Raw genomic sequence first — 16731 nt, forward strand, 5'->3', positions numbered from 1 at the left:
AAAACGGTGGTTACCGTGATGTACTTTCCTTTTTCCCAGAGGACTCCCAACTCACAAGTCCCACACCGTACTACGCTGCTGGCGCAGGGCGCGGCGCACGTTCATCCAGAAGGCTAGGGCAAAGTAGAGCACGATGGGCGAGCCGAACGTGAAAAACGAAGCGTACACGAAGGAGAGCCGCATGCTGCTGCTGGAAAAGCCGAGGCGGTTCCCCAATGCGGTGCAGACCCCGAAGCTCTGCTTTTCGATGAAGTCAGTTACTCGTCTCATTTCTCCTCACTTATAATCAGTTAACAACGCTTACGCAGTCCAAAATAACGAGAAAAACGGCGGAAGGCAACCACAACATTTCTCTTCGGCCACAATTTCTGACCCTTGGCGGTAGTTTTTGCGTTTGATGGACAGCTTTTCCCGCCCTCACCTGTTGCTTATGAACTACCTGCCGCGCCTGCTTCCGTCCATTTTGCTGCTGGCCGCCGCGGGTGCGCTGCCCGGTTGTACGCTGCCCCGGATGCTAAAGGTTGCGCAAGCTGGTCAGCAAATTACGGTGAAGCCCGGGGTGCTGGAAAATAACGGCGAAAACGTGCTGTTTGAGGTGCAAGCCCGCGTGCCGGCCAAGGTGCTGCAAAAAGGAAAAGCCTACAACCTCGACCTGCGCTACCGCTACGACAATGGCCTACGCGAAGACACGCTGGGCCGCCTCACCTTCGTGTCGGGCGAGTATGTATACGACCCAGAAAACAAGGACCAGCTGTTGATTACCAAGCAGTTTTCCTTTCCCTACACCCCGCGCAAAAACCCCGGCGAGCTGCTGGCCCGGCCCGATGCCCGCGTGCTGAAGCCCAACGGCAAGCGGCTGAAAGGAACCGAAATCCGGCTGGCGCGCGGCATCGTGACCACGGCCCGCATGGTGGTGCGCCAGGATACGGCCCTCGCGCTGCTGCCCGAAACCGTGGACAACAACATGAGCGGCACCCGCGTGCTGCCCTTCTTCTTCGATGCCGGGCAGGCGGCCATCCGCAACTACCTGGGCACCAACGTGGCGGCGCTGGAAGACTTCATTGATGCCAACCAGCGCACCCGCAAGGTGATGATTGTGGCCGGCCACTCGCCCGACTCGCTCGATACCCGTGACCCGCGCCTAGCCGACAAGCGCGTGCAGGCCCTGCTGAAGTACTACCGGAAGCGCGTCGATACGTATTCGTACCTCAACTCACTGCGCGACATCGAGTTTCAGACCCTGGCCTACCACCGCCGCTGGGATTTATTTCTGAACAAGGTGCAGCAGTCGGCGCTGAAACCGGCGCAGATCGACTCCGTGATTCTGCTTATTAACGACTCGCCGGGCTCGTTTGCCCGCAAGGAAAAAAGCCTGCACCGGCTCTCCTTCTTCGATTACCTCGAGCAGTATATCTACCCCGTGCTGCGCTTCGGCACGGTGGCCGTGGAGTACACCGCGCCCAAGCGCTACGATTCGGAGATTTATCTGCTCTCCAAAAAGATTGTGGAGAAGGAAACCGAGGCCGACGCCCTCACGGCCGAGGAGCTGCGCTATTCGGCCACGCTCACGCCGCTGCTGGCCGAAAAGCAGCGCATCTACGAAACCGCGGTGGCCACCACCGGCAGCTGGCAGGCCTACCACAACCTGGCCGTGGTGCTGCTGCTGCGCTCCGAGAAAGAAGTGAGCGACAAAGTGCGCCGCGCCTACCTGCGCCGCGCCGCTACCAACTTCACCCTGGCCGCCCACCGCAACCCCACCGCCGACATGTTCTACCGCGTGGCCACCGCCTACCACCGCGCCGACGACAAGCTCGAAGCCTTGCAGAACTACGACTACGCCATCAAACTCGGCGGCCCCCGCCCGGTGCTCGACAAGGTTTTCGCCGATAAAGCCGCGCTGGAAATCGAAATCGGCCAGCTCGACGATGCCGTGAGCAGCCTGGGCTACAGCAGCAAAAGCTACCAGAACACGATGAATAAGGCCCTGATCTACCTGCTGAAAGGCAATTACGACGGGGCCGCCGGCATTTATCAGGAGGCGCTGGCCCTCAAGCCCAACGATGCGCGGGCCTACTACAGCCTGGCCGTAGTGGCCGCCCGCGCCAAAGACGAAGCCCAACTCGGCCCGAACCTGCGCCGCGCCATCCAGCTCGACCGCGCCTTCGCCCAGCGCGCCGTGGAGGACCTGGAGTTTCGGGATTATGCGGGCAGCAAGATGTTTCTGGAGGTGCTGCGTTGAACTGTCATTGCGAGGACGAAGGACGAAGCAATCCGTCCTGGCCAATGAGCTGAACATTGTTTCAGCACAAAGCCTTGATGTAATGGATACGTCAGGGCTTTCTGGGTTAACAGAGCTATTTACATTTCAGAGGACGGATTGCTTCGTCCTTCGTCCTCGCAATGACAGGCGGGTACACATTTGCCCGTCCCGGCTTCTCGTCGTAGCTTTACCCGCCGGTTTCGTACCGGCTTTTTCTGCTTTGACCTTTCGACTTTCTGTCAATCCATAATGAGTATGCGGACCATCCAATTCCGGGAAGCCCTGCGTGAAGCCTTATCTGAAGAAATGCGCCGCGACCCGCGCGTGTTTCTGATGGGCGAAGAAGTAGCCGAATACAACGGCGCCTACAAAGTGAGCCAGGGAATGCTCGACGAGTTTGGCCCCGAGCGCGTGATTGATACGCCCATTGCCGAGCTGGGCTTTGCCGGCATCGGCGTGGGCGCGGCAGTCAACGGCCTGATTCCGGTCATCGAGTTCATGACCTTTAACTTCTCGCTGGTCGCTATTGACCAGGTGATTAACTCGGCCGCCAAGATTTATTCCATGTCGGGCGGGCAGTACTCCTGCCCCATCGTGTTTCGCGGCCCTACCGGCAACGCGGGCATGCTCAGCAGCCAGCACTCGCAGAACTTCGAGAACTGGTACGCCAACTGCCCCGGCCTGAAAGTGGTGGTTCCCAGCACGCCCTACGATGCCAAAGGCCTGCTGAAAAGCGCCATCCGCGACCCGGATCCGGTGATTTTCATGGAGTCGGAGCTGATGTATGGCGACAAGGGCGAGGTGCCGGAAGAGGAATACCTCATTCCCATTGGCAAGGCCAACGTGGTGCGACCCGGTAAGAGCGTGACCATCGTGAGCTTCGGCAAAATGATGAAAATAGCCCTTTCCGCCGCCGACGAGCTGGCCAAGGAAGGCATCGAAGCCGAGGTTATCGACCTGCGCTCGGTGCGCCCGATTGACTACGACACGCTGATTGAATCGGTGAAGAAAACCAACCGCATGGTGGTGGTAGAGGAAGCCTGGCCGCTGGCCAGCATCAGCTCGGAGCTGGCCTACATGGTGCAGCGCCGCGCCTTCGACTACCTCGACGCCCCCGTATTGCGCATCACCTGCATGGACGTGCCGCTGCCCTACGCCCCCACGCTCATCGAAGCCTCGCTGCCGAACGTGGAGCGCACGGTGAAGGCGGTGAAGGAAGTGATGTATCAGAAGGCGTAAGCGCTGCTTTCGGCCCGGCTGAAATAAAAAATGCCCCGGCCAGCTTTGGTCGGGGCATTTTTGTGTTGAATAGCAGGCTTAACGCGCCGCACTTCCCAACGGCCGTAGCACGCTCAGATCAGCCGTCAGGTAGTTTCGGGTTTGGGCCGAAAGGGTGACGCAAATCAGCAAAAACAACCCGTAGGCAGCCGCTACCAGCCCCCGCTTCCACCCCGACCAAGCCCGGACAGCGTCATAATTAGGCAGCGCCCCGAAGCAGAAAGCAGCGTAGAGCAGCAGGTGCAGCGGCAGCAAAAACCGGCATTCGATGGCCATGGGCAGCGTGACCAGCGCCGGCGCCAGCAGCGCCCCCGCCACCAGCAAGTGCGGCCAGCGGATGGGCCGCCGCCAGTGCGCCAGCGCCAGCAGTGCCCCAAACCAGACGGAATAATGCAGCAGCGCCAGTCCCGCCTGCCGCCCGCCCACCTGCCGGATATACGGACTGGCATACTGCACATCGAGCCCATTGAACAGGTGGCGGCCGTAGAGCGCCGCAAACTCTAGCGGCTGCCGGGCCAGCGCCCGCAGATAGGTGGCGTAATCCGGGAAGTGCCGCAGGGCCTGCTGGCGCAGCAGCCGCTGCCCGGCCGGATCGACGTAGAGCATCCGCGGGGCCGGAAAGGCGGCGTCCAGAGTGGTTTCGTATTTCTGCACCACCACGCCCCAGCCCAGCTGCGACAGGTACAGATTGGCGGCCGGAAAACGCGCGTCGCGGGCCAGCACCAGCGGGGTTGGGCGCTGGTAGTGACGGGCATTTATTAGCAATTGCGGAGCGCTGAGGCAGGTGAAGCCCAGTGCTAGCGCCGCCACCCCACGCCAGCGGGCCGACCAAGTGGCGGCGGCCTGTGTGATGGTCAGCACCATCACCAGCGGCGCGGCTACCAGGTATACCGGCCGTATGTTCACGGCCGCCGCCAGTAGCGCGCCGGCCAGCAGCAGAGGCCCGAATGCCTTCCTACGCACGATTAGCCACAGGCTGGTTGCCATCGCCAGTACCGCCGGAAAATCGGAGAGCGGGAAGTTGAAATAGTCGCGCCAGAATAGAAAGCCCAGGGCCACGAAGGCTGCCCGGCTGGCCTTGGAAAGCGCGGCGGCCGGGAAAAGCGCCCGCCACAGCGCCGGACCGGCCCAGCCAAAGAGCAGCGCCGCGTTGGCCGCTCCCATCACTCTGGTGAAAACTAGTGGGGCAACGCCGGTGAAGTGTACCAGGGCTTTGGCCGGCAGGTTCAGCAGGGCCAGCAGGTAGCCGCGCAGGCTGTCGTCGTAGGCCAGGAGCTGGAAGCGGCTATAACGGAAGAAACGCTCAGTGAGCGTCCAGTACTTTCCGGCATCAAATACCAGCTCTGAATAGCCCGAAAAGGGCAGATAGAGCAGGTAGAGCAGAAACACCAGCCCCACCGGAAGCCAGGACCCAAGATGACCAGCGCGGCGAAAGCGAGTAGATAGCGGCGTCAAAATAGCGGGAACAGAGATACGCCGGGTCATCACAAGAGATGAGCGTGGCAATGATTTCGACCAAGAGTAAGATAGGCTGGCTTAGCTTTTGCCAGGGCCGGCAGACCAGATTTTACGTACCTTTTGCCCAAAGCTACTTCATTCCTCCTGTCCGTTTCGGCACTATGAACCACCGTTTGCACCTGCGCTTCGAGCAACTCGAACAGGCCACTACCCGCTTGCTCGCCATGGCCCAGGCACTGGGGCCCAATACGCATCAGGTTCCGGCCCCCGGCCAGTGGTCGGCGGCGCAGGTGGTGCAGCACCTGCTGGTGGCCGAAACCGGCATCGGGCAGTACATTGAGAAGAAAGTGCAGCAGGAAGAAGGGCTGGGCAAAACCGGGCTGCTTACTTTTCTGAAATCCCGGCTGCTGCGCCTGGCGTTGCGGCTGCCGTTTCTGCGCTTCAAAGCGCCCAAGTATCTGGCCGCGCTGACGCCCGAAACCGCGCCACCGCTCGCGGAGCTGCAAACCGAATGGGCCCGCACGCGCCGCCAGCTGGAGCGCACCCTGAACGAGTTTCCCTCCAAGCTGCTCGACCGCATGATCTTCAAGCACCCCCGCTCCGGGATGCTCAACATCTACCAGACCCTGGACTTCATGGTCGACCACGTGCTGCACCACCAAAAACAGCTGGAACGCATCCAGAAAGTGGTGAGATAGTGAAATGGTGAAATAGTGAGTTTGCTGTTCGACTTGCGCCAACTGCGCCACTTGCGCAAGTCGAACAGCAAACTCACCATTTCACTATCTCACTATTTCACTATTTCAGCATACGTCTCGTGCTGGGGCATTTGGCGCATGGCTTCTACTATTTCGGCGGGAGGCACCATGAGTTTGCGGCGGCGCAGGTCGAGCCAGGCACCATCGACGGTGATGGTGGCGGCCACGCGGCCATCGGCTTTGTAGAGCGTATGGACGATGCGCCAGCGGGAGCCGTCGGGACTCAGGCCGGCCGCTTCCGCCGTCACCCGGATAGCCTCGCTGATACCGACTTCCTTCAGAAAGCGGGTGTCTTCGCGGAACAGAATCGGGCCCATGGCCAGCTCCGCGAAGCGCGGCAGGGTGAAGCCATGCTCGGCCAGATATTCCAGGCGCACCTGGGCGGCATAGTCGGTGTAGGCGGAGTGGCGCATGTGCCCGTTTGGGTCCATATCGGCCCAGCGCACGGTGTAGGTTTTGGCGTACTGCATTGGAAGGAGCTAGGAGTTGGGAGCTAGAAGCTAGGAGTTGAAGAAAGGTGAGAAGAGATTTGAAGTAGCCGTGAGTAGGAAGAATGAAAGCGCAGCGCTACAACCGCTCCTACCCCCTAACTCCTAGCTCCTAGCTCCTCAAAGTAAGCCGGACCAGGAATTGCTGCTGTTCGTCTTCGCCCAAAAATTCTACTTCGTAGCCGGCGGCTTCGGCGTAGTCCTGCACGATGCCGGCATCGGCGAAGAGCCAGCTGAACGCGGGGCCGGTTTCGTCGCCGTAGGTCATCGAATATTCCACTTCGCCGTAGTACGGGCCGTTCAGATTCAGCATCAGCGCGCCTTCCTCGTCCTCGTAGAGGTAGCTCACATCAGAGGAGGTGGCCAGAATCTGGCCGCCGGGAGCCAGCAGGGCGCGGGCATGAACTAGAAATTTTTCCAGCCCGTCGAGCGTGCCCACCAAGCCCAGGCCGTTCATGAGCATCAGAATAGTGTCGAAATGCTCGCCTTCGGCGGGCGCGTCGAAGAGGTTGTGGCAGGCAGCGTGGCGCACGCCGCGCTCCTGCAGCACCTGCACCGCGCCGGGCGAGGCATCGATGGCCTTCACCTGGAAGCCCCGGCTGAGCAGTTCCAGGCTGTGGCAGCCGGCTCCGGCCCCGGCATCCAGAATGCGGCCGCGGCATTCTTCCAGGGCCGTGCGCTCCAGCTCGGGCATTTCCCAGAGGGTGCGAAAAAAGTAGCTGGCCGGCAGCGCTTCGTCTTCCGATACGTTGCTGTGCACCAGCAGGGAAGCCGCTTTGTTGCCGCGCAAAAAGGCCATCAGCGCATGGCCGACCGGGTCGGGAGCAGGAGTTCGGGACATAGCACGAAGATACGGGAGTTCTGAGTTGACGGCCGGCCGAAACAAGGCTACGGGCAGCTTTTTGACGCCCAACGCATCTTTCCCACCCCGGTCTGCGTTGTTTGGGGCATACCACTTTTCCCCCGATTATGGCCAGCAACCTCGACTATCTGGACCCCAAGCTGCTTCCGCTCGAAGAGAAAGTAAAAGCCTACTTAGAGGCCGAAGAAGACCTGCGCAAGGCCACGGTGGAGGCCCGCTCGCTGCCCACCACCGAAGCCGCCGAGGAGGCCGCGGCCCGGCAGTTTGAGCAGCGCCCCGCCACCGGCAGCTTCCATCAGCACGCCGACGAAGTGGAGCAGCGCATCCAGAACATGCACGACGACCTGGCCGAGCTGCGCCGCGAAATTATTGCCCTGCTGCCCGTGCGCGACGAATTTGTGAAAGTGAACCTGGGCTATGGTCCCAGCCGCGTGGGCGCTTTCGCGGCGGCCGGCCAGCCCGACTCCGGGTATGAGCTGCGCATCGTGCACTAAGCTACGCCGGCCTTATTCGCGCACGCCGAAGCGGTATTCGGTAGTAGTCTGGTAGGTTTCGCCAGGCCGCAAAATCGTATTGGGAAATGTTGGTTGGTTGGGCGAGTCAGGGAAATGCTGGGTTTCGAGGCAGAACCCGGCGTGCCGGCCGTATACCACGCCGCCTTTGCCGGTGAGCGTGCCATCAAGATAATTGCCGGTGTAGAACTGCAGGCCGGGCTGGTCGGTGAGCACCTCCATTAAGCGGCCCGAAAGCGGCTCATACACGGTGGCCGCCACGGTCTGCGCCTCCGCGTGGTTCAGTACCCAGTTGTGGTCGTAGCCGCCGGGCACCGCCCCCAGCCGTTCGCCGATGGTGTGCGGCGTCGTGAAATCGAAGGGCGTGCCCGCCACCGGCCGCAGCTCGCCGGTCGGAATCTGGCTGGCATCGACTACCGTGTAGCGGTCGGCGGCCAGCAGCAGCTCGTGGCCCAGGATATCGGCGCTGTGGCCGTGGTTGAGGTTGAAATAGGCGTGGTTGGTGAGATTCAGCGGCGTGGGCTGGTCGGTGGTGGCGGTGTAGGCAATGCGCAGCGCGTTGGTAGTGAGAGTATAAATCACCTTTACGTTCAGGTTGCCGGGGTAGCCTTCTTCGCCATCTACACTTATATAGCTGAGCGTCAGCATTGGTCCGGCAGCCGATGCGCCGGACTCAGCCTGCCACACCACTTTGTCGAAACCGCGGAGGCCGCCGTGCAGGTGGTTGGGCCCGTTGTTGGCAGCCAGGCAATAGGTTTTGCCAGCCAGCGAAAACCGCCCGCTCGCAATGCGGTTGCCGTAGCGCCCGATCAGGGCCCCGAAATACGGGTTTGACTTCAGAAACTCCGGACTTTGGTAGCCGGCTATGCCATCAAACCCCAGCACTACCTCGCCCGGCCGACCAGCCCTGTCGGGCACCAGCAGGCTGGTGAGCGTGCCGCCGTAGCTGCTGATAGCGGCCCGCATTCCGCGGCCGTTTTCGAGTATATACATCTGTGCATCAGCACTATCATTCTTCGCATTAAACGGAGTAGCAGGAGATGATGACATAGTACTGATTTGGAGAGGCAGCCGCCGGGTTGGTGGCGAATAGAGAAAGATGCGGCCTGCGGAGCCTAGCGCCCGAAGTCGTCCTGCACGCGCACGATGTCGTCCTCATCCGAAGGCTGGGCCGCGTCGGTGTGCTGCCAGATTTCGGCCACCACGCCCCAGCCTGCCAGGCCCACCAGCCGGTGCCGCTCGCCCTGGCGCAGCACAATCCGCTCCCCGGCCGCATACGATTTCACTTCACCTTCGGCATCGGTGGGGCTGGTAGCCACGCCCACGGGCCCCTGCACCACCTGCCAGATTTCGGCCCGCCGATGGTGGTATTGCCAGGAAAGGCGCTGCTGCGGGGCCACCACCAGCACTTTGGGGCTAAGCTTGCCCGCTATCCGGAGCTGCTCCACGGGTAGGCCATCGAAATACGTATCCGCGAATTGCTGGGCCTGCTCTTCCCGGAGCACGAAAAAACCGCCCCACGGCCGCGCCAGATCCTGCCGGTCGATGCCGAACCCCTGCGCCTGGAGCCGGCCGGCCACCTCCTTGAATAATGTCTGTTTCTGGGTTTCCATAGTTTCTATGCCCGCTAGCTGTGCTTACTTGAAGTCTGCAAGTAATCGGGAATAGCTGAAATAGCCCACTAAATGGCACAATAAAAAAAGGACGCCGATACGACGTCCCCTTTTCCACAACCAAAACACCTAAAAAACTATTCTTTCAGGCGAAGCATCAGCAATGTCTGTGCCAGATAGAGTGAGTAAACCAGGCTAAGCAAAATTATTTTATCGGTCGGTTACTCTTTCATAATGCGGCTCACGATTTTGGAGCCGGCGGCTTCCACCGTCACCAGGTATACGCCGGCCTTCACCTGAGGCAGCGCCAGCTCGTGCGCGTTGGCTCCGGCGCGAATCTGGATGGCTTGCGTGGCCACGGTGCGCCCCAGCAGATCGGCTACCTGCACGGTAGCCGGGCCGGTGGTGCGGGCCTCAAACCGGATGGTGATGCCGGTGCGGAACGGGTTGGGGTAACTCGTGAAGGTTTCGGCGGCTAGGGCGGCGGGCTGGGCGCTGAGCACGACGCGCAGATTGCGGGCCCCACGGAACACCTGCCCCCTGATTTCGCCGCCAAGAAACTGCGCGGTATGCAGGTTTACATACATACTGTCGCGGCGAAACTGGATGGAGCGGCGCAGCGTGAAGGGCCGCGCGGCATTGGGCGCGGGGTTGCCGGTGGCCTGCCAGAAGCCCTGCGCCGAGGCCGGTGCGGCGGTATTATCGAAGTACTGACCCAGATCGAATACGACCGGCCCGGCCTGCGTGCTGAGCCCGGTGTGGAAGTGGCCGGACTGGGCAGGCCCCGTGAGCCCCGTCCAGGCCAGCATGAAGTGCACGTTGCTCTGGTCGCGGTCAATGGAAACCACGCCCGAGCCAGTGCCCGGCGAGGCCACCGGCGTGGGCCGCTCCTGCGAGCCGCTCAGGGTAAACGTGTAGCCTTCGCGGGCCACCCGGTATACCTGCCCCCGGATTTCGCCCTCGGGGTTGGCGGCCGTGGTCAGCACCATATTCACCCGCCCCGACAGCAGCGCGTTGGCCGTGGCCACGTTCAGGTTGGGAAACGTGACGGAAAAAGCATTGTTGGTAAGCCCGGCCAGCGGCACCCGGCCTATGCGCGTGGCCCCCACGTTGGTTTGCCCGGCATCGGCCACATACAGGTCCAGGTTGGCCGGCGGGCCGCTCAGGCCGGCAAACGACAGATTGAAGCGTAGCGTATCCAGGGCCGGGTTCAGCTCGGCCGTGGCCACGGCCTTGGCCGTAGTGGTGATGGGCGGCACCATCTGCGTTCCGTCGAAGCGGGCGTCGTGGGCCACTACGCGGGCCCGGCTCACCAGCTGCCCCCGGATTTCGCCACCCAGGTTGGCGGCTGTATGCACGTTAATGTAGATATTGCCGGCTTCCAGCGCCGTCAGGATAGCCGGTGTAATGTCTACTACGCCCTCCATGGTGTTGCCCACCACATAAGTGAACAACGGCAGAATAACAGGACCCGACACGCCGGGCGCTCCGGTGTGAAAGTGGGCATTGGTAGCGGGCCCGCTGAGCCGGTCGAACACAGCCCGGAAGTTCATTTTGGTCTTATCCTGCGAGAGCACGAAGCTGCCCACGCCCAGCGCGGGCGTAGTCACGGGCGGCACTTCCTGCGCCCCCGACAGCACGGCGGCATACATATAGTCGGTTTCGACCTCAATCTGGCCCCGGATTTCGCCGCCGGGGTTGGCGGCCGTATGAATGTTGATGTAGTAGTCGCCGCGCAGGTAGCGCCGCAGCTTCTGATTGTCCAGGTCGGTGCCGGTCAGGAAGCCCTGCAGCCGGTTGCCCTGCACCATACTCAGCAGGCTCGTCACTACTCCGCCCGACACGCCGCGCCGGCCCAGGTGGGTATGGGCGTTGGTGATGGGGCCGCTCAGGCCGCTAAAGGTGGCGTTGATGAAGAGCGTGTCGCGGGTGGCATTGAGTGTGAAGCTGGCCACGCCCTGGCCGGGCGTGGTCACGGCGGGCACTTCCTGGGCTCCATCGAGCCGGGCCGAAAGCAGCAGGTGGGGCCGCAAATGGTCGGCCCGTACGAATCCGGTGGCCAGCAGCAGCAAGCCGGTGAGCAAGAGCGTAAGATGTCGGCGCATGAGTGCAGGGGTTTAGTGGATTAAAAAAAGAACAGTTTGCAACGGTACGTAACTGGCTATTCGAGAGCAGTAACCCATTGGTTGCCTTGCCTCAATGAGCTGAGTAACTACAGCAGAGCTTCGGTGCAGGAGTGGCGGGTCGGCACCGTTTGGCCGGAACTACCGGCCGGGCGTACCTTGCAGGCTTTCCGTATTCCTCATTCCTCTCCCCTCCTATGGAAGCTCCCCGCGACGAATTCATGCGCGAAGCCATTCGCCTCTCTATCGAAAAAATGCAGGCCGGCCACGGCGGGCCGTTCGGGGCGGTGGTCGTGAAAAACGGCCGCGTCATTGCCCGCGGCTTCAACCAGGTGACCAGCACCAACGACCCCACCTGCCACGCCGAGGTGGATGCCATCCGCAAAGCCTGCCAGGCGCTGGGCACCTTCCAGCTCGACGACTGCGACCTGTATACCAGCTGCGAGCCGTGCCCGATGTGCCTGGGGGCCATTTATTGGGCCCGCCCGCGCCGCGTGTTCTACGGCAACACCAAGCAGGATGCCGCCGCCATCGGCTTCGACGACCAGTTCATCTACGAAGAGCTTGACAAGCCTCTGCCCGACCGCCAGATTCCGATGCAACAGCTATTGCGCGACGAAGCCCTGGCTGGTTTCGAGGCCTGGACCACCAAGGAAGGCAAAACTGAATATTAGAACATTAGCAGGAATAGTTAGCAGCAAGCTAACCGTTTATCCTTCTTTTCGGCAGGCAACTTGGGAGCAGACGCTCTGTTCCCAAGCTGCCTGCCGAATGCATTTAGGCCAGTTTTGGAATGTTTTCCAACTACCTTAAACTCTTTTCCATAGAAAAAACTTAAATGGTTGAGCTTGTTTATTCAGCAAGATAAATTGTATCATTAAGTATAAAAGTTAAATATAAAACTTGTATATGAATAATTTTACGCAGATTCTGGGCAGCATTCTTTTCGCATTGACTTTCGCCTGCCAGGCCACTGCCCAAACCGGAAGCTGGACTCCGCCTGGCGCAGACCCCGCTTACCCGCGCACCCTGCTGAAGCAGGCGGCTACTCCGGGAGTCCGGCTTTCTTTGGCGGAGCCTGAGGGCTACGCCGTGTACGCGGATCTATACGCCAGCACCCTGAGCACGCCCACCACCGACAACACCAGCGCCGGGGGCCGGCGGGGCCGCGCTACCTTCGCCAAAAACGCGGCCTTTGTGGCCCTGCTGGACCGGCAGGCCGATGCGGGCATGCTCTCGGCCCTGCCGGCTGCCCGGCGCACGGCCCTTATCGACCAGACCCGCGCGCTGCTCGAAACCATCAACCCGGCCGTAGAGGTCTTCGCTACTTTCAGCAATGCCTCCAGCTACACCGAGTGGCAATGGCGGTCTAAAGAGCTGATTGACTACCTGATAGCCTACGACCTGCTGCGCGGCGCGGGCGAAACCGATGCCACGCTGGCCGCCGGCCGGGCCAAGCTGCAGACGTTTGCGGCCAACCTGTACAAGCAGTCTGTAACGCCCTTTTTCGGGTTTGCTTTCTACACTTCCGTCAAGAACAATCATACGCTGATGACGGCGGCGGCGCTGGGCATGGCCGCCGTGGTGCTGAACGATGCCGGCGGCTCGCTCCCCGAGCAGCAGCCCCAAAACTGGATCAACACGGGCCTCTACAACCTCGACAACGTGCTGTGGGAAGATGCCCGGCGGCAGTCGGACCCGGCGGCGGTGGCGGGCTACGCCGAGGGGCCGTATTATTTCAAATACGCGTTTCTCAACTGCCTGCCCTTCTTCCGGGCCCTGGGAAATTTCCTGCCTGACAACACGGCGAGCTACACCTTCGGCAGCACCACGCGCGCCATCCGCCACCCCTATCATGACCCGCGCTACGAGCAACTCTACGACTGGATAACGGCCATTCTGATGCCCGACGGCCGGTTTCCGTCCCTGGAGGACTCCTACATCGACATGGGAATGCCGGAGCTGGCCCTCACCGGCAAGAGCCGCTACGTGAAGTCGCTGCATCTGGAAAACCTAGCCCCCAATCAGCTCGGCTCGCTCACGCTGCAGCTGCGCGACGTGACGGTGGATATGCGGGCCGCCTACCTGGCCGCCCTGCCCACGCCCACCAGCCCGACCAACGCCCCGCTGACGGTTTTGCCCCGGAGCGGTAACCTTATTTTCCGGTCGGGAAATGATGAAAAAGCCCGCTACCTGCACGTATACGGCAAAAGCGGCCCGGCCCAGACCAACTCCGGCGGCCACAGCCAGGCCGATGCCACCAGCTTCATCCTGCACGCCCACGGGCAGCTGCTGGCCCTCGACCCCGGCTACCTGAGTTTTTCCCGGCGGGGCGAAATCGGCAATGCCACCAACCACAACATGCTACTGGTCGATGGCACCGGCCCGGCTATCGGCACGCCCGGCGCGGCCAACGACACCGAGGCCGCGATTCAGAAAACCTTTCAGACCGCGCACCTGGCTTACGGCGAAGTGCAGACCACCTACGCGGGCCAGGCCACGGCCATCACCCGCAAAACCCTGTTTATTCGGAACACTTATTTCCTGATGGCCGACTTCGTGAAAGCCAATGCCACGCACACCTACACCTGGCAGCTGCACGGCTACGGACTGGAAGACACCACCGCCACCTCCGGCAGCTTCCGCGACAGTCTGCTGACGAAGCAGCAGGGCACCTGGCGGAAAAACGGGGCCAGCCTGACAGCCCACGTAACGGCCACCGGCGGCGCTACGGCTTACGAAAAGGCCACCAACATTCACGAAGCCACCTTTAATACCACCGAAAACCACACCACCATGCTGGTGCGCAAGAGCGGCGAAACGCAAACCCAGTTTCTGGCCGCCCTCTACCCTTTCACGTCCCGCCGCGTCACGCTCGCCACCGCCAGCACCGCCACCACGGCCGCCCTCACCGCCCGCAGCCCCGATTACCACGATGTCGCCTTCGCCCAGGCCGATACTGTCCTGAGCAACAGCGGCACCGTCAGCGCCGATGGCCTCGTGAATTTTTACTCCACCAAAGCAGATGGCCGCTTTGCCCAGGCTTTCGTGGAACTGGGCACCGGGCTGAGCGCGGGGGGCGTGCCGGTGCTGCAAGCTTCCAAACGCGCCACCATCAGCTGGCAAAAGACCGACGCGACGCACTACGCGGGCTACGTGAGCCGCGGCACCACGCTCGTAGTAGCGCTGGCCGAAACCCCGCAAGCCGTGACGGGCACAGGCGTAAGCAGCTTTTCCTATGATGCCGCCGCCCGCCAGCTCCGCATTGTCTTCGGGCAGGCCTCCGACCTGCAGGTGACCACCGGCGGCGGTGTGCTGCCGGTAGTGCTGACCAAGTTCAACGCCAGCCGCCAGCCCGGCTCGGTGCTGCTTACCTGGCAAACCGCCTCCGAGCTGCAAAACCAGGGCTTTGCCGTGCAGCGCCGCACGGCCGCCGAGGCCGACTTTCGTACCATCGACTTCGTAGCCGGCGCGGGCAGCAGTCAGCATGGCCATACGTATTCGCACTCCGATTTTACCGCGCCCGCCGGGCTGCTCTACTACCGCCTCCAGCAGCTCGACGCGAATGGCACTACGGCTTACTCGCCCGTGGTGGCCGTGGCCGCGCTGACCCCGCTGCACCGACTAACGGTAGCGCCCGTGCCGGCCCGGCAGCACCTGCAGATTACGTTTGCCGATCCGCAGCAGCAGGTGCAGCTGCGCCTGCTGAATCAGACTGGGCAAACCGTTTTACAGCAGGCATTTCAGTTAAATATTCGGCTAAACATCAGCTATTTGCAGCCCGGCCTCTACTACCTGCAAGCCCTGGATGCCGATGGCAACCCGCTGGCCAAAACCGAGAAAGTCCTCATCGCGCCCTGAGCCGGCCCTGCCGCCGCTAAGCAAAGCAGGCCCGGACGCTGGTAGCGTCCGGGCCTGCTTTGCTTAACAAACAGCCACAAAATCCGTGGTTTACATGCGGCCTTTCATGCCCATCATCTTGGCCATCTGGGCCATACCGCCTTTGGTGCTGCTCATCTTATTCATGGTGCGCATCACTTTGCGCATGTCCTCGAACTGCTTCATCAGGTTGTTTACCTGCTGAATGTCGGTGCCGGAACCCTTGGCTAGGCGGCGGCGGCGCGAGCCGTTCAGGATTTCGGGGGTGGCCCGCTCCTGCTTGGTCATGCTCTTGATGATGCTCTCAATCGGCTTGAAGGCGTCGTCATCGATGTCCACGTCCTTGATGGCCTTGCTCATGCCCGGAATCATGCCCACCAGATCCTTCAGGTTGCCCATCTTCTTGATCTGCTCCAGCTGGGAGAGGAAGTCGTCGAAGTTGAACTGGTTTTTGCGGATCTTCTGGTTGATGCGCTTGGCTTCGTCCTCGTCGAACTGCTGCTGGGCGCGCTCCACGAGCGAAATCACGTCGCCCATGCCCAGGATCCGCTGCGCCATCCGGTCGGGATAGAACATGTCCAGGGCCTCCATCTTCTCGCCCGTCGAGATGAACTTGATGGGCTTCTCTACCACGGCCCGGATGCTCAGGGCTGCACCACCGCGCGAGTCGCCGTCGAGCTTGGTGAGCACCACGCCGTCGAAGTTGAGGCGGTCGTTGAAGGTTTTAGCCGTGTTCACCGCGTCCTGACCGGTCATGGCATCTACCACAAACAGGGTTTCGGACGGATTGATGGCCCGCTTCACGGCCTCAATCTCCTTCATCATCTGCTCATCCACGGCCAGGCGGCCGGCGGTGTCGATGATGACGACCTTCTTGTTGTTTTTCTTGGCGTAGGCAATGGCGTTCTGCGAAATCTCGACCGGATTCTTGTTCTCCGGCTCAGAGTACACCTCCACGCCCACCTGCTCGCCCAGCACTTTCAACTGGTCGATGGCGGCGGGGCGGTACACGTCGCAGGCCACGAGCAGCACCGTGCGGTTCTGCTTTTTGATGAACGTGGCCAGCTTGCCGGCGAAGGTGGTTTTGCCCGAGCCCTGCAGGCCCGAGAGCAGAATCACGGCCGGGTCGCCCTTCAGCACCACATCTTCCTTGGTGCCGCCCATCAGCTGAGTCAGCTCGTCGTACACGATTTTGGTCATCAGCTGCCCCGGCGAAACGGTGGTCAGCACGTCGCGGCCCATGGCCTCGTCCTTGATCTTGTCGGTGACGTCCTTGGCCACCTTGTAGTTCACGTCGGCATCCACCAGCGCGCGGCGAATTTCCTTAATGGTGGCCGCTACGTTGATTTCGGTGATGCTGCCCTGGCCTTTGAGGGTTTTAAAGGCTTTGTCGAGCTTGGTACTGAGGTTATCAAACATCTGATAAAAGTGCTGAGGTGGTAATGTGCTGAGGTGTGCTTTTTAGCAAAGTCCGATTCAGCCCGTATTCGTGATTTTTTG

14 protein-coding genes are annotated in these 16731 nt (G+C 61.4%); 6 read left to right on the plus strand and 8 right to left on the minus strand.

Features of this window, described 5'->3' with window-relative positions; genetic code table 11:
• Window positions 1-51 precede the first annotated feature (51 nt).
• Window positions 52-270, minus strand: coding sequence for a PspC domain-containing protein (locus BUB62_RS06415; protein WP_073107675.1), 219 nt, complete (start codon window positions 268-270; stop codon window positions 52-54).
• A 160-nt stretch (window positions 271-430) separates the two neighbouring features.
• On the opposite strand from BUB62_RS06415, the gene BUB62_RS06420 reads away from it, so the two are divergent.
• Both BUB62_RS06420 and BUB62_RS06425 read left to right on the plus strand, forming a co-directional pair.
• A complete protein-coding gene (locus BUB62_RS06420; protein ID WP_073107676.1) occupies window positions 431-2239 on the plus strand; it encodes a tetratricopeptide repeat protein in 1809 nt (602 codons plus the stop codon).
• Window positions 2240-2515: 276 nt separating this feature from the next.
• A complete protein-coding gene (locus BUB62_RS06425; RefSeq protein ID WP_073108512.1) occupies window positions 2516-3499 on the plus strand; it encodes a pyruvate dehydrogenase complex E1 component subunit beta in 984 nt (327 codons plus the stop codon).
• 78 nt (window positions 3500-3577) lie between these two features.
• On the opposite strand, the gene BUB62_RS06430 is transcribed toward BUB62_RS06425, so the two are convergent.
• Window positions 3578-4927: a hypothetical protein gene (locus BUB62_RS06430; RefSeq protein ID WP_143164056.1), complete on the minus strand. Its 1350-nt coding sequence runs from the start codon at window positions 4925-4927 to the stop codon at window positions 3578-3580.
• A 230-nt stretch (window positions 4928-5157) separates the two neighbouring features.
• Here BUB62_RS06430 and BUB62_RS06435 point away from each other — a divergent pair, with 230 nt between their 5' ends.
• Window positions 5158-5694 (plus strand): DinB family protein, encoded by a 537-nt coding sequence (locus BUB62_RS06435; RefSeq protein WP_073107680.1) that lies wholly within the window; start codon window positions 5158-5160, stop codon window positions 5692-5694.
• A gap of 92 nt (window positions 5695-5786) precedes the next feature.
• Here BUB62_RS06435 and BUB62_RS06440 read toward each other — a convergent pair whose 3' ends face one another.
• Both BUB62_RS06440 and BUB62_RS06445 read right to left on the minus strand, forming a co-directional pair.
• A complete protein-coding gene (locus BUB62_RS06440; RefSeq protein WP_073107681.1) occupies window positions 5787-6224 on the minus strand; it encodes an acyl-CoA thioesterase in 438 nt (145 codons plus the stop codon).
• Window positions 6225-6354: 130 nt separating this feature from the next.
• A complete protein-coding gene (locus tag BUB62_RS06445) occupies window positions 6355-7083 on the minus strand; it encodes a class I SAM-dependent methyltransferase (protein ID WP_073107684.1) in 729 nt (242 codons plus the stop codon).
• A 128-nt stretch (window positions 7084-7211) separates the two neighbouring features.
• Here BUB62_RS06445 and BUB62_RS06450 point away from each other — a divergent pair, with 128 nt between their 5' ends.
• Entirely contained in the window at window positions 7212-7598 is a 387-nt protein-coding gene (locus BUB62_RS06450) for a hypothetical protein (protein WP_073107685.1), read from the plus strand.
• 12 nt (window positions 7599-7610) lie between these two features.
• On the opposite strand, the gene BUB62_RS06455 is transcribed toward BUB62_RS06450, so the two are convergent.
• From BUB62_RS06455 to BUB62_RS06465, 3 genes are all read right to left on the minus strand, one after another.
• Window positions 7611-8666 carry an aldose epimerase family protein gene (locus BUB62_RS06455; protein WP_073107688.1) on the minus strand — a complete coding sequence of 352 codons (1056 nt, stop codon included), beginning with the start codon at window positions 8664-8666 and terminating at the stop codon, window positions 7611-7613.
• Between the two features lie 65 nt (window positions 8667-8731).
• Window positions 8732-9229 (minus strand): cupin domain-containing protein, encoded by a 498-nt coding sequence (locus BUB62_RS06460; RefSeq protein WP_073107690.1) that lies wholly within the window; start codon window positions 9227-9229, stop codon window positions 8732-8734.
• Window positions 9230-9450: 221 nt separating this feature from the next.
• Entirely contained in the window at window positions 9451-11334 is a 1884-nt protein-coding gene (locus BUB62_RS06465; RefSeq protein WP_084538874.1) for a CHRD domain-containing protein, read from the minus strand.
• Between the two features lie 215 nt (window positions 11335-11549).
• Between BUB62_RS06465 and BUB62_RS06470 the strand changes: the two genes are divergently transcribed.
• Complete coding sequence (locus BUB62_RS06470; protein WP_073107694.1) at window positions 11550-12026, plus strand: nucleoside deaminase; 477 nt, start codon at window positions 11550-11552, stop codon at window positions 12024-12026.
• Window positions 12027-12261: 235 nt separating this feature from the next.
• On the plus strand, window positions 12262-15213 hold the full coding sequence (locus BUB62_RS06475; RefSeq protein WP_073107695.1) for a heparinase II/III domain-containing protein: 2952 nt from the start codon (window positions 12262-12264) through the stop codon (window positions 15211-15213).
• Window positions 15214-15303: 90 nt separating this feature from the next.
• On the opposite strand, the gene ffh is transcribed toward BUB62_RS06475, so the two are convergent.
• Entirely contained in the window at window positions 15304-16650 is a 1347-nt protein-coding gene (gene ffh / locus BUB62_RS06480; protein WP_073107696.1) for a signal recognition particle protein, read from the minus strand.
• Between the last annotated feature and the right edge of the window lie 81 nt (window positions 16651-16731).

The sequence above is a fragment of the Hymenobacter daecheongensis DSM 21074 genome, from assembly GCF_900141805.1.
In the GTDB taxonomy this organism is placed as follows: Bacteria; Bacteroidota; Bacteroidia; order Cytophagales; family Hymenobacteraceae; genus Hymenobacter; species Hymenobacter daecheongensis.